At 37.3% G+C, this 23,422-nt stretch carries 24 protein-coding genes; all 24 read left to right on the top strand.

Going from position 1 to position 23,422, the window contains the following annotated elements; all coding sequences use genetic code 11:
* Nucleotides 1-33 precede the first annotated feature (33 nt).
* The 24 genes from rpsU to H0173_RS10335 all read left to right on the top strand — a co-directional run bounded on the left by rpsU (nucleotide 34) and on the right by H0173_RS10335 (nucleotide 23,368).
* On the top strand, nucleotides 34-207 hold the full coding sequence (gene rpsU, locus H0173_RS10450; RefSeq protein ID WP_221846432.1) for a 30S ribosomal protein S21: 174 nt from the start codon (nucleotides 34-36) through the stop codon (nucleotides 205-207).
* Between the two features lie 14 nt (nucleotides 208-221).
* Nucleotides 222-665, top strand: a complete 444-nt coding sequence (locus tag H0173_RS10445) for a GatB/YqeY domain-containing protein (RefSeq protein WP_221846430.1) — start codon at nucleotides 222-224, stop codon at nucleotides 663-665.
* 404 nt (nucleotides 666-1,069) lie between these two features.
* Nucleotides 1,070-2,359: an NfeD family protein gene (locus H0173_RS10440; RefSeq protein ID WP_221846483.1), complete on the top strand. Its 1,290-nt coding sequence runs from the start codon at nucleotides 1,070-1,072 to the stop codon at nucleotides 2,357-2,359.
* Between the two features lie 23 nt (nucleotides 2,360-2,382).
* Entirely contained in the window at nucleotides 2,383-3,360 is a 978-nt protein-coding gene (gene floA / locus H0173_RS10435; RefSeq protein WP_396021213.1) for a flotillin-like protein FloA, read from the top strand.
* Nucleotides 3,361-3,409: 49 nt separating this feature from the next.
* Nucleotides 3,410-3,910 carry a hypothetical protein gene (locus H0173_RS10430; RefSeq protein ID WP_221846426.1) on the top strand — a complete coding sequence of 167 codons (501 nt, stop codon included), beginning with the start codon at nucleotides 3,410-3,412 and terminating at the stop codon, nucleotides 3,908-3,910.
* A gap of 80 nt (nucleotides 3,911-3,990) precedes the next feature.
* Nucleotides 3,991-4,275, top strand: a complete 285-nt coding sequence (yqfC, locus tag H0173_RS10425; RefSeq protein ID WP_221846424.1) for a sporulation protein YqfC — start codon at nucleotides 3,991-3,993, stop codon at nucleotides 4,273-4,275.
* Nucleotides 4,276-4,376: 101 nt separating this feature from the next.
* Complete coding sequence (gene yqfD / locus H0173_RS10420) at nucleotides 4,377-5,573, top strand: sporulation protein YqfD (RefSeq protein WP_221846422.1); 1,197 nt, start codon at nucleotides 4,377-4,379, stop codon at nucleotides 5,571-5,573.
* Nucleotides 5,570-6,529 (top strand): PhoH family protein, encoded by a 960-nt coding sequence (locus tag H0173_RS10415; protein WP_221846420.1) that lies wholly within the window; start codon nucleotides 5,570-5,572, stop codon nucleotides 6,527-6,529. The genes yqfD and H0173_RS10415 overlap by 4 nt, the downstream gene beginning before the upstream one ends.
* Before the next feature lie 345 nt (nucleotides 6,530-6,874).
* Nucleotides 6,875-9,067, top strand: coding sequence for an HD family phosphohydrolase (locus H0173_RS10410; protein WP_221846418.1), 2,193 nt, complete (start codon nucleotides 6,875-6,877; stop codon nucleotides 9,065-9,067).
* Entirely contained in the window at nucleotides 9,064-9,534 is a 471-nt protein-coding gene (gene ybeY, locus H0173_RS10405) for an rRNA maturation RNase YbeY (protein ID WP_221846416.1), read from the top strand. The genes H0173_RS10410 and ybeY overlap by 4 nt, the downstream gene beginning before the upstream one ends.
* Nucleotides 9,512-9,895, top strand: coding sequence for a diacylglycerol kinase family protein (locus H0173_RS10400; protein WP_221846408.1), 384 nt, complete (start codon nucleotides 9,512-9,514; stop codon nucleotides 9,893-9,895). Before ybeY ends, H0173_RS10400 begins: the two co-directional genes overlap by 23 nt.
* Nucleotides 9,896-10,209: 314 nt before the next feature.
* On the top strand, nucleotides 10,210-10,608 hold the full coding sequence (locus tag H0173_RS10395) for a cytidine deaminase (RefSeq protein ID WP_221846406.1): 399 nt from the start codon (nucleotides 10,210-10,212) through the stop codon (nucleotides 10,606-10,608).
* Nucleotides 10,601-11,515: a GTPase Era gene (gene era / locus H0173_RS10390; RefSeq protein ID WP_221846404.1), complete on the top strand. Its 915-nt coding sequence runs from the start codon at nucleotides 10,601-10,603 to the stop codon at nucleotides 11,513-11,515. The genes H0173_RS10395 and era overlap by 8 nt, the downstream gene beginning before the upstream one ends.
* Before the next feature lie 171 nt (nucleotides 11,516-11,686).
* Nucleotides 11,687-11,830 carry a YqzL family protein gene (locus H0173_RS10385; protein ID WP_221846395.1) on the top strand — a complete coding sequence of 48 codons (144 nt, stop codon included), beginning with the start codon at nucleotides 11,687-11,689 and terminating at the stop codon, nucleotides 11,828-11,830.
* 30 nt (nucleotides 11,831-11,860) lie between these two features.
* Entirely contained in the window at nucleotides 11,861-12,613 is a 753-nt protein-coding gene (recO, locus tag H0173_RS10380) for a DNA repair protein RecO (protein ID WP_221846481.1), read from the top strand.
* A 351-nt stretch (nucleotides 12,614-12,964) separates the two neighbouring features.
* Nucleotides 12,965-13,855, top strand: coding sequence for a glycine--tRNA ligase subunit alpha (gene glyQ / locus H0173_RS10375; protein ID WP_221846393.1), 891 nt, complete (start codon nucleotides 12,965-12,967; stop codon nucleotides 13,853-13,855).
* The gene (glyS, locus tag H0173_RS10370; RefSeq protein WP_221846384.1) at nucleotides 13,848-15,920 is read left to right on the top strand and encodes a glycine--tRNA ligase subunit beta; all 2,073 of its coding nucleotides are present in this window, start codon (nucleotides 13,848-13,850) and stop codon (nucleotides 15,918-15,920) included. The genes glyQ and glyS overlap by 8 nt, the downstream gene beginning before the upstream one ends.
* Before the next feature lie 185 nt (nucleotides 15,921-16,105).
* The gene (gene ccpN / locus H0173_RS10365; protein WP_221846382.1) at nucleotides 16,106-16,738 is read left to right on the top strand and encodes a transcriptional regulator CcpN; all 633 of its coding nucleotides are present in this window, start codon (nucleotides 16,106-16,108) and stop codon (nucleotides 16,736-16,738) included.
* Nucleotides 16,739-16,768: 30 nt separating this feature from the next.
* Nucleotides 16,769-17,587 (top strand): pyruvate, water dikinase regulatory protein, encoded by an 819-nt coding sequence (locus tag H0173_RS10360; RefSeq protein WP_221846380.1) that lies wholly within the window; start codon nucleotides 16,769-16,771, stop codon nucleotides 17,585-17,587.
* A gap of 735 nt (nucleotides 17,588-18,322) precedes the next feature.
* Nucleotides 18,323-18,439, top strand: coding sequence for a hypothetical protein (locus H0173_RS22750; protein ID WP_396021212.1), 117 nt, complete (start codon nucleotides 18,323-18,325; stop codon nucleotides 18,437-18,439).
* Nucleotides 18,440-18,525: 86 nt separating this feature from the next.
* Nucleotides 18,526-20,337, top strand: a complete 1,812-nt coding sequence (gene dnaG / locus H0173_RS10350) for a DNA primase (protein ID WP_221846379.1) — start codon at nucleotides 18,526-18,528, stop codon at nucleotides 20,335-20,337.
* 48 nt (nucleotides 20,338-20,385) lie between these two features.
* Nucleotides 20,386-21,513 carry an RNA polymerase sigma factor RpoD gene (rpoD, locus tag H0173_RS10345; protein ID WP_221846377.1) on the top strand — a complete coding sequence of 376 codons (1,128 nt, stop codon included), beginning with the start codon at nucleotides 20,386-20,388 and terminating at the stop codon, nucleotides 21,511-21,513.
* Between the two features lie 82 nt (nucleotides 21,514-21,595).
* A complete protein-coding gene (locus H0173_RS10340) occupies nucleotides 21,596-22,126 on the top strand; it encodes a hypothetical protein (protein ID WP_221846375.1) in 531 nt (176 codons plus the stop codon).
* A 102-nt stretch (nucleotides 22,127-22,228) separates the two neighbouring features.
* A complete protein-coding gene (locus H0173_RS10335; protein WP_221846373.1) occupies nucleotides 22,229-23,368 on the top strand; it encodes an acyl-CoA dehydrogenase in 1,140 nt (379 codons plus the stop codon).
* Nucleotides 23,369-23,422: the final 54 nt, after the last annotated feature.

The following is a 23,422-nucleotide window of genomic DNA, read 5'->3' as shown; positions in this document are numbered from 1 at the left end:
TAAGTGTGTTGTGCTCGGAGGGAGGGAAAGAGAATGTCTAAAACCGTCGTTCGTAAAAACGAATCGCTTGAAGATGCTCTTCGTCGCTTCAAACGTACTGTATCTAAATCTGGTACTATACAAGAAGCAAGAAAGCGCGAATTCTACGAAAAGCCTAGTATTAAACGTAAGAAAAAGTCTGAGGCTGCAAGAAAACGTAAGTGGTAAGAGAGGGTGTTACAGTGAGTCTTCTCGAACGTTTAAATGAAGATATGAAACAAGCGATGAGGAACAAAGAAAAAGATAAGCTTACTGTCATTCGGATGATTAAAGCTTCATTGCAAAATGAAGCGATTAAGCTTGGAAAAGATTTATCCGAAGAGCAAGAGCTTACTGTCCTCTCTCGCGAAGTTAAGCAACGCAAGGATTCCCTCCATGAATTTGAAAAAGCAGGTCGTGAAGATCTTGTTGAAAAAATTCGTACTGAACTTCAGTATGTCGAATTATATATGCCTAAACAGCTCTCTGAAGAAGAGGTTTCAAAAATCGTACAAGAAACGGTTGTTGAAACAGGTGCCAAATCTAAAGCTGATATGGGTAAAGTAATGGCTGCCATTATGCCGAAAGTCAAAGGCAAAGCCGATGGAGCACTTGTAAATAAACTTGTACAACAACACCTTTCCTAAAAAAACAAACTTTGTATAAAAGACCGTTAGCATCCGCTTACGGTCTTTTTTAAATGTCTAGCTCCAGCGCCTACCCCCTCGAGGTCACAAGCCGTTCCTGAAAGGTAGAGCTCACCTTTCCGTGAGCCCTGTCTTGTGCTTGTCGGGGGTGAGCACAAGGGGAAGCTGCTCTGAATAATCCTCGCAGGAACAATTTGATCTTTAATTGTTCCGAAGGCGCTTGCGCATTTCTTAATACCTTTTGAAAAAATATAGTATACTTGAATTAGAATTAGTCTGCCAAGTTTGAAACCTTTTTAAGGCGGCAAACGTATAAAAATAAACGCAACTATTTGAGGGGAGGGGGAACGTTGAAATTTAGAAGACTAGTAATAGTTTTTTCATTCCTTTTTGCATTTATTTTAATGATTGCTCCATTTAAAGGGGATGCAGACAATGAAATTGTTTATGTCGTTCCTGTACAAGAAACAATTGAAAAAGGTCTTTATGCGTACTTGAGCAGAGCAGTTCATCTAGCCGAAGAAGATAGAGCGTCCGCTATCATTTTCGAACTGGACACGCCAGGAGGGGTCGTGGATGCTGCTGCAAAAATTGGTAAGCTAATCACAACGACAGATATTAAGACGATTTCATTTGTTAACAAACAAGCATTATCTGCAGGTGCCTATATAGCATTAAATACAGATGAGATTTATATGGCGCCTGGTTCAACCATGGGTTCCGCAGCTATTATTGATCAGCAGGGAAATACAGCAGGCAAAAAGGCTGAATCGTATTGGTTTGCTGCTATGGAAGAGGCTGCTAAGCAAAGCGGGCGAGATCCTAAATATGCATTAGCTATGGCGGATGAATCTGTCGATTTGCCAGAGTTGGGAGCACCGAGAGGAAAATTGCTCACTTTAGGATCTGAAAATGCAAAAAAAGTTGGTTATTCGAATGGAACCTTCCATACTCTGAATGACCTCCTAGATCATCTTGGTCTGTCCCATGCGGAGGTTAAAACAGTAAAAGAAAGCTTTGCTGAGAAAATAGCAAGATTTATTACCCATCCTGTAGTGATCCCCATCTTATTGTCCATCGGGAGCTTAGGGCTAATAGTGGAATTATACTCCCCAGGCTTCGGTTTGCCGGGCTTTATGGGCCTATCTGCACTTCTATTGTTTTTCTATGGACATTTAGTTGCAGGTCTTGCCGGATATGAAACTCTAATTCTCTTTATTATAGGTATTGGTCTCATCATCGCAGAGTTTTTCCTCCCTGGGGGAATTGCAGGAATTATTGGTTTGGCCGCGATATTAGCAAGCTTGTTTTTAGCTTCTGATAATATCGTTCATATGGGGATTTCTATCCTAATAGCTTTAAGTATTTCAATATTAGCACTTATTATTATGGCAAAGGTGTTTGGTAGAAAAATGAAATTCTTTAAAAAGATCATCCTAACCGATGCAACTAAAACAGAAGAAGGCTATATTTCCAATAAGAGCAGACTAGAGCTTATTGGCTTAGAAGGCTATGCGTTGACTCCTCTGCGACCGTCTGGAACTGTTCTAATCGAAGACGAACGAATTGATGTTGTCAGTGACGGCGGTTTCATTTTAAAGGACGCAAGAGTCAGAGTAGTGAAAGCAGAAGGCTCGCGCATTGTTGTTAGGGAAATACCAGATACGAAATTAAAAGGTAAAGAGGAGGAGTAAAGATGCTAGGAACTGGTACAATTATGGTGTTAGTGGCTGTTGTTCTTGCCATTATCCTTTTAAGCGTTCTATTTACATTTGTCCCTGTTATGCTGTGGATTTCAGCGCTTGCTGCAGGAGTAAGAGTCAGTATTTTCACATTAATTGGGATGAGGCTCCGCCGGGTTATTCCAAGCAGAGTCATTAACCCATTAATTAAAGCTCATAAAGCGGGCATAGATGTGACAACGAATCAACTGGAAAGCCATTATTTAGCTGGGGGAAATGTGGATCGGGTTGTCAATGCTCTTATTGCAGCGCACCGCGCAAATATCGAATTAAGGTTTGAGCGCAGTGCAGCCATTGATCTTGCAGGACGTGACGTTCTAGAAGCTGTTCAGATGAGTGTAAATCCGAATGTAATTGAGACTCCTTTCATTGCGGGTGTTGCAATGGATGGAATTGAAGTAAAGGCAAAAGCAAGAATTACGGTTAGAGCTAACATTGACCGCCTTGTTGGGGGTGCTGGTGAAGAAACAGTTGTTGCGCGTGTCGGCGAAGGGATCGTATCAACAATTGGTTCATCAGAAAACCATAAAAAGGTACTTGAAAATCCAGATATGATTTCTAGAACAGTTCTGGCAAAAGGACTAGATTCAGGCACTGCCTTTGAAATTCTGTCCATTGATATTGCAGACGTAGATATCGGTAAAAATATTGGGGCTCATTTGCAAACAGAACAGGCAGAGGCTGACAAAAAGATTGCTCAAGCGAAAGCAGAAGAGCGCCGGGCGATGGCTGTTGCTTCAGAGCAGGAGATGAAGGCCAAAGTTGAAGAAATGAAGGCGAAGGTTGTAGAAGCTGAGTCACAAGTACCGCTTGCAATGGCCGAAGCTCTCCGAACTGGGAATATCGGGGTTATGGATTATATGAATATTAAAAATATCTCCGCAGATACCGATATGAGGGATTCAATTGGCCGCATAAATGAAGATCATCATAAAGACGGCGGACAAAAATAATCTTAGGTTTTTAATTTGTTTTAATAAATAGAAGGGAGGGAGCTCCCTCTTGGAATTTATTTTTCAAAATCCAATTTTTATCATAGTAATAATTGGTTATATCGTCTCCTTTATTATGAAAAATAAAAGGAATCAATCTCAATCTCAACAGCAAAAAAAGACTCGATCAAACCCAAATCCATCTCCTGCTGAGATTTTTAAGCAATTTCAGGAACGTATTCCGCAATTAGATACGAGAATGTTTAAAGAACAGCAGCAGGCTGAGCAAGCCCGAAAGCTGGAAATGGAATCTATGGAAAGGCAAAGGGAAGCTGAAGCAAGGATGGATGCCTTGAAGGAACAGCAGCAATTAGGAGAGAAACAAGCAGAGCTAATTCAGGCAGCTGCTCGTCCCGTGTTATATAGCCAAATGGCATCACCAGATTCAAAGATCATCAGCAAACCGATGTCACCTAGTAAAAAACAGCTAATTGACGGAATTATTTGGTCGGAAATAATAGGGCCCCCAAGGGCTCAAAACCCCCATAAATCAGTCAAAAACAATAAATAATTTTAGCTCAGTAAAGAAAAATTTTGTGCTAGAACCCTCCACCATCTCATACATATGAGATGAAGGGGGGTTCTTTTTTTATGGCAAGAAAGTGGGGACAATTCGTCCGAAAATGGATGACAAAAAATATGGAGCTTCCTCAAGATGTCATGATGGATTTACCCCGCATAACAATGATCGGACAAATCCATATATATATCGAGAACCACCGTGGACTGCTTGCTTTTTCAGATAAAGAATTAAGGCTTCTCCTAAAGCAAGGCCAGCTGTTAATAAGAGGGAAGGCTTTTGTTATAAAGACGATATTGCCAGAGGAGATCCTATTGGAAGGAAAAATTGATCAGGTCACATATATCAGTGATTAAACTAAATGCTTACAGAAGGAGCAAAAGCCTTCTGTAAGAACTTTTTTCATAGGGACAAGATTCACTTAATAAAGTGATAAAGAGAAATCAGGGGGAAGGAAATGAAAAATCTGTGGGTCGAATTCTTTGGAGGTATTGTTACTGTAAAAACGAAGGGAAAGGGTATCGAACGATTTATTAACACTTTGACAAGAAGCGGGATTCACGTCTGGCAAGTGAAAAGACACGGCATAGAAGCAGTTACTTTTAAAATGAAATTAAAGGATGTTAAGCAATTAAGAACTCTTGTGAGAAACAGTGATTGCAGAATTGAGTTTCTACAGCGGACGGGCTTGCCATTTGTATATAAGCGAATGCTAAAAAATATCGGATTTGTTATTGGGGCACCATTATTTTTAATCGTTATTCTTATTTTATCAAATATGGTGTGGGGAATTGAAATTAAGGGAGCCGACCCAGCTACTGAGTACAAAATTCGAAAGGAATTAGATGAAATAGGTGTAAAACGAGGCAAACTGCAGTTTTTCCTAGATAATGTTGAAGCCATTCAGCGAAAGCTTACAGACAATGTAAAAGAGATAACATGGGTTGGTGTGGAATTAAAAGGGACAACCTACCATTTTCAAGTTGTGGAAAAAACAGAGCCGGAGAAGCCGGAATATTTAACGCCAAGAAATCTTGTTGCAAAAAAGAAGGCAGTTATAGTAGATATGTTTGTTGAGGAAGGTCAGCCAAAGGTCAGTGTTAATGATCATGTAAAGCCAGGTCAGCTTCTCGTTTCCGGCATAATTGGCGAGGATGGACAAAAAACGAAAACCGTTCCAGCTAAGGGTGAAATTTTCGGCGAAACATGGTATAAAACGGATGCCACGGTTTCATTAAAAAGTACTTTTCAAGTATTCAACGGGAATGAAAAGCAAAAGCATTTTCTTAGGATAGGGAGTTTAAGTTTACCGATCTGGGGATTTGGCAAGGTAGAATTTAAGGAATCTGAAACTGAAATATATGAAAAGAAGATCCGTTTTTTAAAATGGGAGCTTCCGATTTCGTATATTCATCAGACAACTAGGGAAAGAGAACAGGTAACTAGAATTTATTCAAATGAAGAAGCATTTGAAGCGGCAAAAATTATGGCAAGAAATGATATAAAAAATAGGCTATCTGAAAATGCTAAAATAAAAGGGGAAAAAGTTTTACACAAGTCAGTAGAGAATGGTAAAGTAACTATATCAATACATTTCCAAATTATTGAGAATATTGCTGAAGCACAACCAATTATTCAAGGAGATACGGAATGACAGAAGACTTGAAGACAATGAATGTACAACTCGAAAATCCGAATGAAGCCATTGTTTTGTTAGGAAATTCGGATGCAAACATAAAAATGATTGAACAAGAACTGAATGTTTCTATCGTTACACGGGGAGAAAATGTATTTGTTTCCGGTGATATGGATCAGGTGAAAATGGTTGGGAAATTGCTTTCTGAATTGCTGCAAGTGATTAGGAAAGGAATTAATATTAACCAAAGAGATGTCATGTATGGAATCCAAATGGCAAAAAAAGGAACACTCGACTATTTTAGCGATATATACGATGAGGAGATAATCCGTAATGCTAAGGGAAAATCCATTCGAGTAAAGACGATTGGCCAAAGCCAATATATTCGGGCTATCCGCAAGAATGATCTTGTGTTTGGAATTGGCCCGGCGGGAACAGGAAAAACCTATTTAGCTGTTGTAATGGCAGTGAACGCCTTGAAAAATGGACATGTTAAGAAAATTATTCTAACCCGTCCTGCTGTTGAAGCAGGAGAAAGTCTCGGATTCCTTCCAGGTGATTTAAAAGAAAAGGTCGATCCATATTTGCGTCCTCTTTATGATGCACTGCATGACATATTAGGTGCTGAACATACCCTAAGACTAATTGAAAGAGGCACAATTGAAATTGCACCTTTAGCGTATATGAGGGGCCGGACATTGGATGATGCGTTCGTTATTCTGGATGAAGCCCAGAATACGACACATGCGCAAATGAAAATGTTTTTAACTCGTCTTGGCTTTGGATCAAAAATGGTCATTACCGGTGATAAAACTCAGGTGGATCTTCCAAAAGGTGCAAAATCAGGATTAATTTTGGGCGAAGAAATCTTAAAAGGAGTAAAAGGAATTTCATTCGTCCATCTCGAAGAAAGTGATGTAGTCCGTCATCCGCTTGTAGCAAAAATTATTCAAGCATACGGACAGCATGAATAATGATTCATTTACCGTCGATGAGCTCGACGGTTTTTTATGTTTTTTGTAAAAATAATTGCATTTCCCCTAATTTTTAACAACAAGTATGAAGAGACAGGTGCAACTTGAGAGAAAAACTGTTATCATTTTACATAATTAAAGGATATAATGGGGGGATTATTTGGGAAAGATATTAAGCTGTATTACTTAATCAAGGAAAAATATATAATAATGGTACATATTTCAAAAATTAAATTCTATGTAAAATGAATAAATATGAGGATATACGAAGTTTATTGCCGGGCGGATAATAAGAAAATCACTTATCTGGTCTTAGATCAATAGCCAAGATAGGAGGGATTGAACTTGGAAAGGCTGCAGCAATACTTGACAAAAATAAAAAATTTATTAGAATTAACTTTTTTTAGAGTTTTACTATTTGTTTTCCTTGGAATTGTTATGTTTATAGCAATGTTCAGTAATGTAAAACCAGAAAAAATGGACTTAAGATTGTTTTCAGTTGCTGAACAGACGATAAGATCGCCAATTACAATTGAAGATAAAGTTTTTACAGAGAGAAAGAAAAAAGAAGCAGCAGATCAGGTGCAGGATGTATACGTAGTTAAAAAAGAAATTGCTCAAAATCGTGTAGATCTAATAACATCTATTTTTGATTCGGCAACCGAAGTCAATGATGAGATTAAAGATGACTTGGAAGAAAAGCAAAAGGCAGCTGAAAAAATCGATAGTTCTGAAAATGAGCCAATTAGTCTTTCTGAACCGACACCAGCTGAAAAGCTTGCCAAGATGAAGGAGAAGCTAACTGAGGATGTAACAAAGGAAATTTCCGATGGATCATTACTAGCTTTATTACAGGCGTCTAGAAGCGAGCTTACTATTGCGAAAGATGTAACAGTCACTGCAATAAATAATGTAATGAGCCGGAGAATTCCTGCAGACGAGGTCGAAAATGCTAAAAAGCGGTTAGAGGAAGAGCTAAGGTTCACGAGTCTAAATTCTTCTCTAAAGTCAGCGGCCGTTGAATTGGGAAGATATGCTGTATATCAAAATGAATTTTACGATCCTAATGCAACTGAAGAGCTGCGTCAGCAAGCCGTTGAAAGTGTTGAACCGGTAAAAATTCTTCAAGGGCAGATTATTGTTGAGGAGCAGCAGCTTATAACTAGAGATATATACAGACAGCTGGAGCTTATTGGAATGCTTGACAGCAATAATTCAGTCCAGCCTTTTGTAGGTCTGGGATTAATCACGTTTATTATCCTGGCAGCACTATATTATTATTTTCATGAGTTAAAGCTGCAATCCGACTTGAAACAAAGCTATCTGCTGCTATTTAGTTTGATTTTTACTCTCTCGATTTTAATTATGAAAGGGATAAGCTTTTTCCCAGACTTTAAGTATTCTGAGGTAAGTTATATATTCCCGGCTGCAATGGGTCCTATATTGATCCGAAATTTAATCGACGAAAAAATGGCTGTTTTATTTACGATTATTATGGCAATTTGCGGAAGTATCATTTTTAATGAAGGAGTTACTGGTGCTTTTCATGTTTCTTCCGGAATTTATATCATTTGCAGCGGAATGGCTGGAATCATCTTTTTGACAAAGCAAAAAAACAGGTCAAGAATTTTACAGGCGGGGCTATTTGTAGCTATTGTAAATGTAATCGTCATTTTTTCTCTAATATTCCTAAGAAATGGGCAATATGACGGGCTCGAATATGGTTTTTACTTAATTATTGGGGCACTGTCAGGGTTTTTGTCAGCAGTTCTAGCGTTAGGATTGCTCCCTTTCTTCGAAGCAGGATTTGGTATCCTATCGACGATTAGATTAATTGAATTAACAAGTCCAAATCACCCGTTATTAAGAAAAATCTTGACGGAAGCACCTGGAACCTACCACCATAGTGTCATGGTTGCTAATCTATCTGAATCTGCCTGTGAAGCAATTGGAGCTAATGGATTGCTGGCAAGGGTTGGCTGCTATTATCATGATATCGGTAAGACGAAGCGGCCTCAGTTCTTTATTGAAAATCAGATGAATATAGAAAACCCGCATGACCGTCTGCCACCGCAAACAAGTAAAAATATCATTATTGCGCATGCTACGGATGGAGCCGAAATGCTTAGAAAGCATAAAATGCCAAAGGAAATCGTAGACATTGCCGAACAGCATCATGGGACAACGCTATTAAAATTTTTTTATCATAAGGCAAGTCAAAATGGGCTAGAAGTACGGGAAGAGGATTATCGTTATCCTGGTCCGAAGGCACAAACGAAAGAGGCTGCTATTATTGGGATTGCGGACAGTGTTGAAGCAGCAGTTCGTTCTATGTCCCACCCCACTTCTGAACAAATAGAAGGACTCGTTAGAAATATAATTGCCGACCGTCTTCAGGACGGACAGCTTAATGAATGTGATTTAACTTTGAAGGAATTAGAAATAGTCGCTAACTCTTTTTGCGAGACATTAAACGGGATTTTCCACTCCAGAATTGAGTATCCAGAAATGACAAAACAGAAGGTGAAACAAGCATGAGTTTAAATATAGACTTTTTAGATGAGACAAATGAAATTACAGAAGAACAAACTGCTTATATTGGCGATCTTCTTAATTTCGCAGCTAAATATGAAAATATTGTAGAAGAATGTGAGGTATCTCTCACTTTTGTAAGCAATGAAAAGATCAAAGAAATTAATAAAGAGTACCGAAATAAAGACAGCGTTACCGATGTTATTTCATTTGCAATGGAAGAGATGGGTGAGGGAGAAATAGAGCTTATTGGAATTGAGATGCCTAGAGTGCTTGGGGATATCATAATTTCAGTATCAAGAGCTCGTGAACAGGCAGAGGAATATGGGCACTCTTTTATGCGAGAAATCGGCTTTTTGGCTGTTCATGGTTTCCTTCATTTGTTAGGTTATGACCACGAAACAGAAGAGGACGAAAAAGAAATGTTCTCTCGTCAAAAGGATATATTAAATGAATTCGGTCTCCAAAGATAAAAAGAACTCATTAGTTCATTCATTTGGTTATGCTTTGTCAGGCTTTAAACAGGCTTTTATCCAGGAAAGAAATTTAAAAATTCATTTTGCAGCGTCTTTTATCGTCATCATTATGGGATTTTTATTCTCGATTTCCTACTTAGAGTGGCTGTTTATTGTTTTGGCTATTGGGGGAATGCTTTCACTGGAACTAATAAATTCCTCGGTTGAAAGAATAGTCGATCTTGTAACAGAGGATTATCATCCGCTTGCAAAAGCAGCAAAGGATATGGCAGCAGGCGCAGTCTTTCTCTATGCGATTATGTCCGTTATCATTGGATTGATTGTATTTCTCCCGAAAATAATATTATTGTTTTTTTGAAACTGCCCATTTTTCCGGGCAGTTTTTATTTGGGCTAATCCTTTATAAAGTTTAGAGTTTAATAATAAAAATAAAGGGTAATAAAACAAGCAATAAGTGAATATGACTATTCTGTTTTCAATATGAAACCTAGCCCTATTTGTAAATTCTCCCTTAACTTTGATAAAATAGCATAGCAATGTAACATAGTTTGTGTGTATTTTTGGAAAATTCAATTTTTTATGTTACGTTTTTGCTACAATCGATGCTTTTGATTAAAATTTAGGGTAAAATAAAAGGAGTAACATCCTTCTTTACGAAAGGGAGACGTATTCGTGCAAGTTGAAAAATTAATTGAAGAAGCAAAAATAGCAAGAGAAAGAGCTTATGTTCCATATTCAAAATTTAAGGTTGGCGCGGCGCTCTTAACAACAGATGGTAAAGTATACCATGGATGCAATATTGAAAACGCGGCATATAGTATGTGCAATTGTGCTGAGAGAACAGCCATTTTCAAGGCTTATTCCGAAGGCGACAGAAATTTTACAGCAATGGCTGTAGTAGCAGATACGGACCGTCCTTGTTCTCCTTGTGGTGCTTGCCGTCAAGTGATTGCAGAACTTTGCCCAACAGATATAAAAATTTATTTAACAAACCTAAAGGGAGATATTCTTGAAATAACGAAAGAACAACTGCTGCCTGGAGCTTTTTCACCGGAGGATTTAAATGATTAACACAGAAAAAGGACATAAATCAGGATTTATATCAATAATCGGAAGACCAAATGTTGGAAAATCCACTTTTTTAAATAGGGTAATTGGGCAAAAAATAGCCATTATGAGTGACAAACCTCAAACAACTAGAAATAAGGTTCAAGGTGTATTAACAACGAATGATGCTCAATATATTTTCATCGATACACCAGGAATTCACAAGCCAAAGCATAAACTAGGCGATTTCATGATGAAAGTCGCACAAAATACTTTAAAAGAAGTCGATGTTATTTTGTTTATGGTGAATGCTGTTGAGGGCTATGGGCGCGGGGAAGAATTTATTTTAGAAAAGTTTCAATCTATACGCACGCCAATATTTCTTGTTATTAACAAGATAGATCAAGTTCACCCTGATAAACTGTTGAACATTATTGAATCTTATAAAGAAAAATATAACTTTAGTGAAATCATTCCTATTTCAGCTCTCGAAGGAAATAATGTAGAGAACTTATTAGAGCAAATAAAAAAATATATCCCAGAGGGTCCGCAATATTATCCTGCTGATCAAGTAACTGATCATCCTGAACGATTCATCGTTTCTGAACTCATTCGGGAAAAAGCACTGCACTTAACAAGGGAAGAAATTCCTCATTCGCTTGCCGTGTTAATTGATAAGATGGAGCGCCGCGACGATAAAGACGTTGTTCATGTTATGGCTACAATTGTGGTCGAGAGGGATTCACAAAAAGGGATTGTCATCGGAAAACAAGGAAAAATGTTAAAGGAAATTGGTCAAAGAGCCCGTGTAGATATTGAAAACCTGCTTGGCTCAAAAGTGTTTTTAGAATTATGGGTTAAGGTTCAAAAAGATTGGCGCAATAAAATGTCACAGCTGCGGGATTTTGGATTCCGTGAAGATGATTATTAAAATGTGTTCCAAATTGTCCAGCCTTAACTAAAGTATTACTGTCAAACAGTAATTATGTATGATTTTAATTTACAATTTTTTTCTCTTATGAAATTTGAAAGACAGGCTATGATAAATGGTAAGGATTTGGGATAAAGAATATGCGTTAAAAACGGAAAGGTGGGGTTTTCGATGATTGATTTTACCTGGAAGGTCTTTTCACAGACAGGTAATATTGACACATATCTTCTCTTAAAAGAGCTAGAACAGGAAACTCAAGAAATACCCGGAAATCAGGACGCACAGTTTACAGAAGCAGACTTTCCCATCTCATAGATTGTCTACCATATAGGGATGGTGGCTATGATGCTTGATAAATGTGAGGGCATCATTATTAGAACAACAAATTATGGTGAAACAAACAAAATTGTTACTTTATACACCCGTGAATGGGGGAAACTTGGTGTGATGGCACGAGGAGCAAAAAAGCCGAATAGCCGGCTTTCTGCCGTCACCCAACCTTTTACATACGGATATTTTTTAGTACAAAGAAGCAGCGGTTTGGGAAGTCTTCAGCAAGGGGAAATGATTTCTTCCATGCGATCTATCCGCGAAGATATATTCCTGACAGCATACGCTAGCTATATTGTTGATTTAACAGACAAAGGTACTGAAGATAGAAAGCCCAATCCTTATTTGTTTGAATTAGTTTACCAAGTATTAAACTTACTAAATGAAGGTTATGATCCTGAAATTATCGTTAATATTTTTGAAATGAAAATGCTAAATACATTAGGGCTTTATCCTGTATTAAATCAATGCGCAATATGCAGCAATACTGACGGTCATTTTTCCTTTTCGATAAGAGAGGGCGGTCTGATTTGTCATCGTTGTTTGGAGAAGGATCCCTATCATTTTAAAATATCTCCAGGAACCGTAAAACTATTGAGGCTGTTTTATTATTTTGATTTATCTCGTCTTGGGAATATATCGGTTAAGCCGGAAACAAAGGCAGAGCTTAAAAAAGTAATATCAGCCTATTACGATGAGTATTCAGGACTTAATTTAAAAACTAAAAAGTTTTTAAATCAAATGGCTAAGTTTGAAGATATGTTCTAATGAAGGATAATTATAATCGTCAATAATTTGTCCGGTTTAAAAACTATTCTTACTTGACATTCAATTTTGTTTCGTTTATGATTCAAATTATTAAATTTAATAGTTGTTATGAGGAAGAAAAGTACTTATTTTATTCAATAAAAGCGAACCTAGGATAGTGCGAGCTAGGGTATTGATGGATAAGGAAGGCGCTTCTGAGCAACTTCGGAATAAAGTGGCTGCACGCTAACTTGCAGCAAATAGGGTGGAACCGCGGGTTAACTCTCGTCCCTATGCTTCATGCATAGAGACGGGAGTTTTTTGTTTTTTATTCTTAATAACTGTTAAAAAAATATGAAGTGAGGGTGCGGAATGAACATTCAAAACATGATTTTAACCTTACAGAAGCATTGGTCTGATTATGGCTGTATTTTAATGCAGGCTTATGACGTTGAAAAAGGTGCAGGAACAATGAGTCCTTATACATTCCTGCGAGCAATTGGTCCAGAGCCATGGAACGTAGCTTATGTGGAGCCTTCACGGCGTCCTGCTGATGGGAGATATGGAGAAAATCCAAACCGTCTTTATCAACATCATCAATTTCAGGTTATTATGAAGCCATCACCAGACAATATTCAAGAAATGTACTTAGACTCATTGAAAGCACTAGGTATCAATCCGCTTGAGCATGATATTCGATTTGTTGAAGATAACTGGGAAAACCCATCACTAGGCTGTGCAGGCTTAGGCTGGGAAGTATGGTTAGACGGAATGGAGATAACACAATTTACTTATTTTCAGCAGGTTGGCGGTTTAGAGTGTAAACCTGTTTCTGTTGAAATCACATACGGAATTGAGCGATTAGCCTCTTATATTCAAGAGAAAGAAAATGTCTTTGACCTTGAATGGACAAATGGATTTACAGTAAGAGATATTTTCTTACAGCCTGAATATGAACATTCTAAATATACTTTTGAAACATCAGATGTAGACATGCTATTTAATCTATTTAATATTTACGAGAAGGAAGCGCATCGCCAAATGGAAGCTGGGCTTGTACATCCAGCCTATGATTATGTATTAAAATGCTCACATACCTTTAATCTGTTAGATGCTAAAGGGGCCATTTCGGTAACAGAAAGAACGGGTTACATTGGGCGCTGCCGTAACCTTGCAAGAAAAATTGCCAAAACCTTCTATGATGAGCGTGAAAAGTTAGGTTTCCCAATTTTGCAAACAAGGGAGGACGAGAATCGTGACTAAGAGAGATCTTCTTTTAGAAATAGGTTTAGAGGAAATGCCAGCTCGCTTTGTAACGAATTCGATGAATCAGCTGTCAGATCGAATTCAAGCTTGGCTAATGGAGAAAAAGATTGGCTTTGACAATATTACAGCATATTCTACACCACGTCGTCTAGCGGTCCTAGTCACAGAGGTTGTCGAGGCTCAAGAGGATATTCATGAAGAAGCAAAAGGACCAGCGAGAAAAATTGCACTTGATGAAAATGGCGAATGGACAAAGGCTGCAGTCGGTTTTTGCCGTGGCCAAGGTGCCAGTGTTGAGGATATTTATTTTAAAGAAATTAATGGGATAGAATACGTCCATGTGAAAAAATTTATCCAAGGACAGGAAACGATTAAGCTTCTGCCAGAATTGCAGCAAATCATTACGGCTATGACATTTCCGAAAAATATGAAATGGGCAAATAATGACCTTCGCTATATTCGTCCTATTAAATGGCTGCTTGCTTTATTCGGAAGTGAAGTCATTCCATTTTCAATCACTGATGTAGAGACATCTAATTGGACACTTGGCCACCGTTTCTTAGGAAGCAAAATTGAGATTAACGATCCGAGAGATTATGTCAAAGCATTGCTTGGCCAATACGTCATTGTGGATTCTATGGAAAGAAAAGAAGCGATAGTATCGCAGTTGGAAAAAATCGCGGAGGAAAATGAATGGGTGATTCCAATAGATGAAGAGCTTCTAGAAGAGGTTACAAATCTTGTTGAATATCCAACAGCTCTTTTTGGACGATTTGAAGAGGAATTTTTAGAAATTCCAGAAGAAGTATTAATTACTTCAATGAAGGAGCATCAGCGCTACTTCCCAGTAAAATCGAATGAAGGTAAACTTCTTCCATTTTTTGTAACAGTTCGAAATGGCGGTCATGAGCATTTAGAAAAAGTAGCAAAAGGAAATGAAAAGGTTCTAAGAGCAAGACTTTCCGATGCAGCCTTCTTCTATAAAGAAGACCAAAAATCAGAGATTGATTCTTTGTTAGCTAAATTAACATCTATTGTTTATCATGAGGAAATTGGGACACTTTCAGAGAAAGTGAGCCGGGTTCGTATGCTTACGAATGAGATGGCTAATAAGCTTGAACTTAGCAGTGAAGAAAAGCAAACAGCAGATAGAGCGAGTGAAATTTGCAAATTTGACCTTGTTACAAACATGGTCTATGAATTTCCGGAGCTTCAAGGATTTATGGGAGAAAAATATGCTTTGCAAAAGGGTGAAAAGCCTGCAGTAGCAATCGCAATCAACGAGCATTATATGCCAAGGAATGCTGAAGACAATACACCAGCAAGCAACGCAGGAGCAGCTCTTTCTATTGCAGAAAAAATGGATACTATTGCAGCTTGCTTTGCTATTGGCATCATTCCTAGCGGCTCTCAGGATCCATACGCACTTAGACGTCAAGCGACAGGTATTGTGCAGACGTTAATAAATAAAGAATGGAATATTCCTTTAGAATGGCTAATCAATTCTGCTTTATCTTTAGCAGAAAAAGCTGGAATTGCTAAAAAATCCATATGTGAACTTTCTAATGAATTGACTTCATTCTTTAAACTAAGAATTAAACATATTCTTCAGGAAAGACATATTAGATATGATTTAATCGAAGCGGTTCTTGGCAATGAAATTGGTTCACTGCCATCCATTGTAAGACGAGCAGAAGTTTTAGAAAATAGAAAGAATGATGCTGGCTTTAAAGAAAGCATGGAAGCTTTAAGCCGTGTACTAAATATTTCTGCTAAAGCTGAAAACCCAAGAGAAGTAAATCCGGAATTATTTGAAAATGAATTTGAAACAAATCTTTTCAATAAATACGCGGATATTAAAGAACAATTGGCAGCTCAAATCTCAGAGAATGATGAGTTTGAACTTCTTATTTCGATGAAGCCAGAAATCGATCATTACTTCGAAAATACAATGGTTATGGCTGATCGTCAGGAGATTCGGGAAAATCGACTTAATCAAATGGTTCAATTAGCTAAAATGATTAAAAAATTCGCTAATGTGAACGAAATTATTGTTAAATAGCATTTTATATACTGGAGCCTGTGCCAAATGACAGGCTCTTTCCAATAAAATAAACTGCAATAGATTGCATTGTTTCGCAGCCTTAAATAAAGATTCTTTTCATTTGTGCTAAATAGTATATAATAATTTTATAAAAGTATAACATTAAAGGCGTTATTCAATACTATTAGTCTAGCTCTAAGGTGGTGAGGACAATCGAATTAAATAAGCGGCAAGAAAAGATTTTAGAAATTGTAAAAGAAAACGGTCCCATTACAGGCGAAAATATAGCGGAAAAACTTAATTTAACAAGGGCAACATTAAGACCGGACCTAGCTATCTTAACAATGGCAGGTTATTTGGATGCACGGCCGCGAGTTGGCTATTTTTATACCGGAAAATCAGGTACACAGCTGCTTACGGAAAATTTAAATAAGCTGTATGTAAAAGATTATCAATCAATCCCTGTTGTTGTAAGCGAAAATGTTTCGGTTTACGATGCGATTTGTACAATGTTTCTTGAGGATGTAGGAACATTATTTGTCGTGGATCAAGCATCGTTGCTTGTTGGGGTCCTTTCCAGAAAAGATTTATTGCGTGCGAGTTTAGGCAAGCAAGAATTGACGAATATTCCGGTAAATATTATTATGACAAGAATGCCGAATATTGCGATGTGTGAAAAAGAAGATCTTTTAATTGATATTGCCAAGAAATTGATAGAGAAACAAATAGATGCAATGCCTGTTGTGAAAGAAACAGAAAAAGGTTTTGAAGTCATAGGCAGAATTACGAAAACAAATTTAACAAAAGCTTTTCTTGCTCTTGCAGAAGACAATTAATTTCATGAACAGAGGAGATGGTGTTAAGGGATGACAACTAAGCCAATCATCTATGTTGTGTCTGACTCTGTTGGGGAGACTGCCGAGTTAGTTACAAAGGCAGCTGCCAGCCAATTTAATGGCAGCGGGGTAACAATTAAACGATTTCCATATGTAGAGGACAAAGTTCATATAGAGGAAGTTGTATCATTAGCCAAAATGGATAAAGGAATGATTGTATATACTCTAGTTAAGCCTGAGATGCGTGAGTATATTAATGAGCTTGCTGAAAGAGAAGGAATATATGCCTGTGATATAATTGGTCCATTAATGGATAAAATTCAGCATTTGCATGGAAAAACCCCGCTCTTTGAACCAGGGCTTGTAAGAAAATTGGATGACGATTATTTTAAAAAAATCGAGGCAATTGAATTTGCAGTAAAATACGATGATGGCCGGGACCCTAGAGGAATATTAAAGGCTGATATCGTTCTAGTCGGTGTATCGCGTACATCGAAAACCCCGCTCTCTCAATATTTAGCTCATAAGAGACTAAAAGTTGCAAATGTTCCTTTAGTACCTGAAGTAGACCCGCCAGAAGAATTATTTTCAGTGCAGCCGGAAAAGTGTTTTGGGCTGAAAATTAGTCCTGAAAAACTCAATCATATCCGCCGAGAACGCCTTATCTCCTTAGGCTTAAGTGATAGTGCAAGCTATGCTAATATTGAACGGATAACAGAAGAAATTAATTATTTTGAGAAGGTAGTAAATAGATTAAAATGTCCAGTTATAGATGTGACCAATAAAGCCGTTGAAGAAACAGCGAATTTAATATTAAATCAATATCACAAAAGCTTTCCAAAAAGCTAGCACATAATTCTCATTATGTGCCTTTTTCTTTTTTAGGGAAAAAGTAGCGGAACCTTTTGAAAATTGCTATTTATTTCGCTTGAAAAATTTAATTAGAAATATGAAAAAATAATAGATATTAGTGATTTTTTATACTATAATAAAAAATTGTGATAAAAATGTTGTAGTTTAGGTTTAGAGTTCAGTGTGAAGGAATAAACTATTTATTGTGAGAAGTCAAGTGACCGGACTAAAAACAATTCGACATCTACCAATTGATATAGTTTGGCTTATTAAAATGGCTTTTTAGCATTAATTCTATTACATAGCACTATGCTATGTTTTATAGAGTGTTTTAATACTAGTCAAAAGTTGTTTTTAGAAAGAAGGAATATGTGGAGTGATGTAGAATAATTAGAACATTGGCCAATCCAATCATTTTGGTTGATGCCGATTCTTGTCCTGTAAAAGAAGAAATTGTCGAAATAACTAATAATTTTTCTGTTGAAGCAATATTTACCGCTTCATATGCTCACATGAAAAATTACCTAGACGGAGTGACATGAAAATTTGTGATTTTAGCAAAGAAGCTGTTGAACTGTTTTTTGTGAATCATGTGATGAATAGGATGTAGTTGTGACTCAGGTTTAGATTAGCATCGACACTTTTACTTTAAGGAGTTTTTGTTCTGTCTCCAAAGGGGATTTCATACGATGAGAAAGACATTCATACTGCGCTCAGAGATTTTTATCAGCAATAGCGCGACGAAGGGGGATATATGGGAAAGGACCCAAGCCTGACAGTCGGGAAGATCGTACGAGGTTTGTGAAAGAATTGACAAAGATTTTGTCGAAATTTGAAGGATTTCGTTAATCTTTATAGAAATAAATATATAGCATCTAAATTAAGCCTAGATCTGCGCTAGGCAAAGAGATTTGTAATTAATTGGAGATGTTCCCATGGTAGAGCGTATCGCCGAGGAAAAGGTGAATGAGATTCGGCAATCTGTCGATATTGTTGATATTATAAGCGACTATGTTCAATTAAAGAAACAAGGACGAAATTACTTTGGTTTATGCCCATTTCATGGAGAGAACACGCCATCCTTTTCTGTTTCACCTGATAAGCAAATATATCATTGCTTTGGCTGTGGAGCGGGAGGAAATGCTTTTTCATTTTTAATGGATCTTGAAGGATATTCCTTTCAAGAGGCTGCTGTCAAATTAGCTGAAAAAGGGAATATTAAGCTCGATATTAATGTTCAAAGTGCAACAGCTCAACAATCAGTTCCTCCTGATATTCAGCAAATGCTAGAAGCTCATGAGCTATTGCGTAAATTCTATCATCATCTGCTGCTAAACACAAAAGATGGCCAACATGCATTAGATTATTTGCTTGCCAGGGGATTCACAATTGAATCAATAGAAAAATTTCAAATTGGGTATTCTCTAAATTCTTGGGATTTTGTATATAAGTTTTTAACGAAGAGAAAATTCCCAATTGATGTGCTGGAAAAGGCAGGACTAATCATAAAGCGTGATAAAGATGGCAGTCATTTTGATCGCTTTAGAAATCGAATAATGTTTCCTATTTTTGACCGAAATGGAAAAACGATTGCTTTTTCAGGAAGATCACTAGGGGACGATGAGCCCAAATATTTAAATAGCCCTGAAACGCCAATCTTTAATAAAAGTAAAATTTTATATAATTTTCATTTAGCAAGGCCACATATTAAGAAGCATCAAAATGCTGTTTTATTTGAGGGGTTTGCAGATGTAATTTCTGCTGATCTTGCAGGGGTTGAAAACGGCATTGGCACAATGGGAACATCATTAACAGACGATCATGTCACTATATTAAAGAGAACTGCTCAAAATATTACTGTCTGTTATGATTCAGATCATGCTGGAATTGAAGCAGCATTTCGGGCAGCAAATTTGCTATCAAATGCAGGATGCCAAGTCAGGGTAGCATTAATGCCTGATGGACTTGACCCCGATGATTATGTTAAAAAATTTGGGCCGGAAAAGTTCCGTAACGAGGTAATTGATGGAAGCCAAACACTAATGGCATTCAAACTTCTTTATTACCGAAGAGGGAAAAAGCTTCAAGATGAAGGAGATCGCTTGCTCTATATCGAAGAAGTATTAACGGAAATTAGCAAATTAGATAATGCTGTTGAAAAGGATTATTATTTAAGGCAAATTTCCGATGAATTTTCGCTTTCTTTAGAGGCACTTAAAGAGCAGGAAAAACAAATTAATTTTACAGATAGAAGGAAGAATAAAGGACAGAGTCCGGTTGAAAACAAACAACAGCTTGTTCTTCCAAAGCAAGTAAAACAGCTAAAACCAGCTTATTATCGAGCCGAAAGAAATTTAATTGCACATATGCTTACAAATAGTGAGCTTGCTTTTAAAATCCAGGATCGGCTGCAGGGAAATACTTTTAATGTCGATGAGCATCAAGCAATCATTACTTACTTACTAGGCTACTATGAGGAAGGCAATCCGCCGGATACTAGTGCTTTTATAAATTTTATTGAAGATGAGAAGTTAAAAAGAATTGTTGCTGATATCGAAATGATGAGCATAAACGAGGAATTAAGCGAACAAGAATTAACGGATTATATAAAACAGGTGTTTAATTATCAAAAAATGTTAATGATAAAAGAAAAACTGCTCCAACAAAAAGAAGCAGAGCGGAAAAGCGATTTTGCGAAAGCAGCCTTGATTGCAATGGAAATTATTCAATTGCGCAAGTCTCTATAGATTAGTTTTTTTTAAAAGATTGTCTGTACTTTGGAAGGAGGGGGACATATGGCTGAAAAATCAGCTCGTTCAAAAGAAGTTGATTCAGAATTGACCCTAGAACAAGTGAAGGAACAACTAACTGAAGTTGGAAAGAAGACGGGCGTTCTTGCCTATGACGATATCGCCGAAAAAATGGCCCATTTTGAACTGGATTCTCATCAGATGGATGAATTCTACGAGTTCCTAGGAGATCAAGGTGTTGAACTCGTTGGAGATAATGATGACGATGCAGATCCAAATATTCAGGAACTAGCAAAAGGTGAAGAAGAATTTGATCTAAATGATTTAAGTGTGCCTCCAGGAGTAAAAATTAATGACCCTGTTCGCATGTACTTAAAAGAAATTGGCCGTGTAGATCTTCTTTCTGCTGAAGAGGAAATTTCACTTGCTGAGCGTATTGAAGAAGGCGACGAGGAAGCAAAAAGACGTCTTGCCGAAGCAAACCTTCGATTAGTTGTTAGTATTGCTAAACGCTATGTTGGACGTGGGATGCTCTTCCTTGACTTAATTCAGGAAGGAAACATGGGCTTAATCAAAGCTGTTGAAAAGTTTGATTATAGAAAAGGATTTAAATTTAGTACTTATGCTACTTGGTGGATTCGTCAGGCTATTACGAGAGCTATTGCTGATCAGGCTAGAACAATCCGAATTCCTGTTCATATGGTTGAAACTATCAATAAGCTCATCCGTGTTCAGCGTCAATTACTTCAGGATTTAGGGCGTGAACCAACACCAGAAGAAATTGCTGAGGACATGGATTTAACTCCGGACAAGGTGAGGGAAATTTTAAAAATTGCCCAAGAGCCAGTTTCTTTAGAAACACCAATTGGTGAGGAAGACGATTCTCACTTAGGTGACTTTATTGAAGACCAAGATGCAACTTCTCCGTCAGAGCATGCGGCCTACGAGCTGTTAAAAGAGCAGCTAGAGGATGTTCTAGACACTTTAACTGATCGAGAGGAAAATGTACTGAGACTTCGCTTTGGACTTGATGACGGACGTACACGGACGTTAGAAGAAGTCGGTAAAGTATTCGGTGTTACACGTGAACGTATTCGCCAGATTGAAGCAAAAGCCTTGCGCAAACTAAGACATCCAAGCAGAAGCAAGCGACTGAAAGACTTCTTAGAATAGAAAATGATTGTCAGAAAATAGTTTACTTCTTACAATAGAGGTAGACTATTTTTTTTGTACCGGAAATGGACGTGTCATCATTATGAATGAAACGAGAAAAAAGATTATTATAAACGAAATCATAACTTGGAAAAATAATCGGATGCTGCCCGAACAATATTGCAATTACCTTTTAGCCCTGTACACAGAGGGGAATAGCCCGGAAGAAATAAATGAACCTTCAAAATCTAAAAAGAAATATTGGAAAAATCATTTTCTCTTTTTACTTTTGATTCCAGTTACTGTGTTTTTAATCCATTTTACTGAATTGTCTATTACTTTGCAAATCACCTTTTCAATTTTATTTGTTTTCGCAGGTATTTTGTTCACATATTATTTTTCTAAAAAAGGAATTTTGTTACAAATTCCATTGATTGCTTCTGCATTAATTTTATTATTATCGTCTGTTGAATTTATTTCGAAATTATTTCCAGGCAGTTTAATGTTTCTATACATAAATGTAATTGTTAATTGTTTATTGTGGCTATTTACGGGCTGGAAGTTTAAATTTTTATCCTTTTCCATCTCTGGAGCTTTAGGACTCCTTTTGATTATTATTTCTATATTTGTATAATAAAATATTTTACAAAGTTTTTAAATGTTGTGAAAATTAGGCAACCTCTTTTATAATATAAATGTAAGCGTATTCAAAAGTGTTATAAAGGGGGATTACGGTATGAATTTTGATTTAACGGCTGAACAGGAAATGATATTAAAAACGATAAGAGAATTTGCAGATGAAGAAGTAGCTCCAGGTGCACTGGAAAGAGATCAAACAAAGCAATTTCCAATTGATATATTTAAAAAGATGGCTGATCTTGGGTTAATGGGGTTGCCATTCCCTGAGGAATATGGTGGAGCAGGTGCAGATACTATTAGTTTTGCTATTGTTACAGAGGAGTTAAGCCGTGCTTGCGCTTCTACAGGAATCACATATTCAGCACATATTTCATTGGGTGGTGCGCCTCTTTATCTCTTCGGTACAGAGGAGCAAAAACAAAAATACTTAGTCCCTATTTGTACTGGTGAATCATTAGGTGCATTTGGTTTAACTGAACCTAACGCCGGTTCTGATGCCGGTGGAACAAAAACAACTGCAGTTGAAGTAGATGGCGAGTATATTATTAATGGGAATAAATGCTTTATCACCAATGCCAGCTATGCGAAGCATTTAGCTTTGACAGCTGTCACAGGTGAAAAGGATGGAAAGAAAGAAATTAGTGCGATTATTGTTCCAACTGATTCGGAAGGATTTAAGGTAATCGATAATTATGAAAAAATGGGGCTGCACGCTTCGAATACGACAGAATTAGTATTAGACAATGTGCGCGTTCCGACTGAGCACTTGCTCGGCGAAAAAGGAGAAGGATTTAAGCAGTTTTTAATTACCCTAGATGGGGGAAGAATAGGAATAGGGGCCATGGCTGTTGGAATCGCTCAAGCAGCATATGAAAAAACTTTGCAATATGCAAAAGAAAGAAAGCAATTTGGACGTTCTCTTTCCCAATTCCAAGCCATTCAGTTTAAGCTTGCTGATATGGCGATGAAAATTGAATTGGCAAGGAATATGGTCTATAAGGCAGCCTGGTTAAAAGATCAAGGCAGACCATTTTCAAAGGAAGCGTCAATGTGTAAATTATATGCATCTGAAATTTGCATGGAAGTAACAGATCAGGCAGTGCAAATACACGGTGGCTATGGGTATATGAAGGAATATCATGTTGAGCGATTTATGCGTGATGGAAAATTGACAGAAATCGGCGAAGGAACTTCTGAAATTCAACGCATGGTTATCGCAAGACAAATTGGATGTTAATAATTACTGCGGAATGGCCAATGCGCTGTAGCTAGACAAAGAAAAGCGGAAGCG

The organism is Bacillus sp. S/N-304-OC-R1, from assembly GCF_019749375.1.
GTDB lineage: Bacteria > Bacillota > Bacilli > Bacillales > Cytobacillaceae > Cytobacillus.
Note: the sequence above shows the minus strand (reverse complement) of the source record. Positions and strands in the feature narration are given on the sequence as shown.

Excerpts from the sequence above, each read along its gene's own strand:
- H0173_RS10340 (WP_221846375.1), top strand. The coding sequence starts at position 21,596 with ATGAATGAAACGAGAAAAAAGATTATTATAAACGAAATCATAACTTGG.
- H0173_RS10400 (WP_221846408.1), top strand. The coding sequence starts at position 9,512 with ATGAATTCGGTCTCCAAAGATAAAAAGAACTCATTAGTTCATTCATTT.
- H0173_RS10415 (WP_221846420.1), top strand. The coding sequence starts at position 5,570 with ATGACAGAAGACTTGAAGACAATGAATGTACAACTCGAAAATCCGAAT.
- H0173_RS10360 (WP_221846380.1), top strand. The coding sequence starts at position 16,769 with ATGACAACTAAGCCAATCATCTATGTTGTGTCTGACTCTGTTGGGGAG.
- rpoD (WP_221846377.1), top strand. The coding sequence starts at position 20,386 with ATGGCTGAAAAATCAGCTCGTTCAAAAGAAGTTGATTCAGAATTGACC.
- dnaG (WP_221846379.1), top strand. The coding sequence starts at position 18,526 with ATGGTAGAGCGTATCGCCGAGGAAAAGGTGAATGAGATTCGGCAATCT.
- glyQ (WP_221846393.1), top strand. The coding sequence starts at position 12,965 with ATGAACATTCAAAACATGATTTTAACCTTACAGAAGCATTGGTCTGAT.
- yqfC (WP_221846424.1), top strand. The coding sequence starts at position 3,991 with ATGGCAAGAAAGTGGGGACAATTCGTCCGAAAATGGATGACAAAAAAT.
- H0173_RS10335 (WP_221846373.1), top strand. The coding sequence starts at position 22,229 with ATGAATTTTGATTTAACGGCTGAACAGGAAATGATATTAAAAACGATA.
- floA (WP_396021213.1), top strand. The coding sequence starts at position 2,383 with ATGGTGTTAGTGGCTGTTGTTCTTGCCATTATCCTTTTAAGCGTTCTA.
- H0173_RS10385 (WP_221846395.1), top strand. The coding sequence starts at position 11,687 with ATGATTGATTTTACCTGGAAGGTCTTTTCACAGACAGGTAATATTGAC.
- yqfD (WP_221846422.1), top strand. The coding sequence starts at position 4,377 with ATGAAAAATCTGTGGGTCGAATTCTTTGGAGGTATTGTTACTGTAAAA.
- rpsU (WP_221846432.1), top strand. The coding sequence starts at position 34 with ATGTCTAAAACCGTCGTTCGTAAAAACGAATCGCTTGAAGATGCTCTT.
- H0173_RS10440 (WP_221846483.1), top strand. The coding sequence starts at position 1,070 with ATGATTGCTCCATTTAAAGGGGATGCAGACAATGAAATTGTTTATGTC.
- recO (WP_221846481.1), top strand. The coding sequence starts at position 11,861 with ATGCTTGATAAATGTGAGGGCATCATTATTAGAACAACAAATTATGGT.
- ybeY (WP_221846416.1), top strand. The coding sequence starts at position 9,064 with ATGAGTTTAAATATAGACTTTTTAGATGAGACAAATGAAATTACAGAA.
- era (WP_221846404.1), top strand. The coding sequence starts at position 10,601 with ATGATTAACACAGAAAAAGGACATAAATCAGGATTTATATCAATAATC.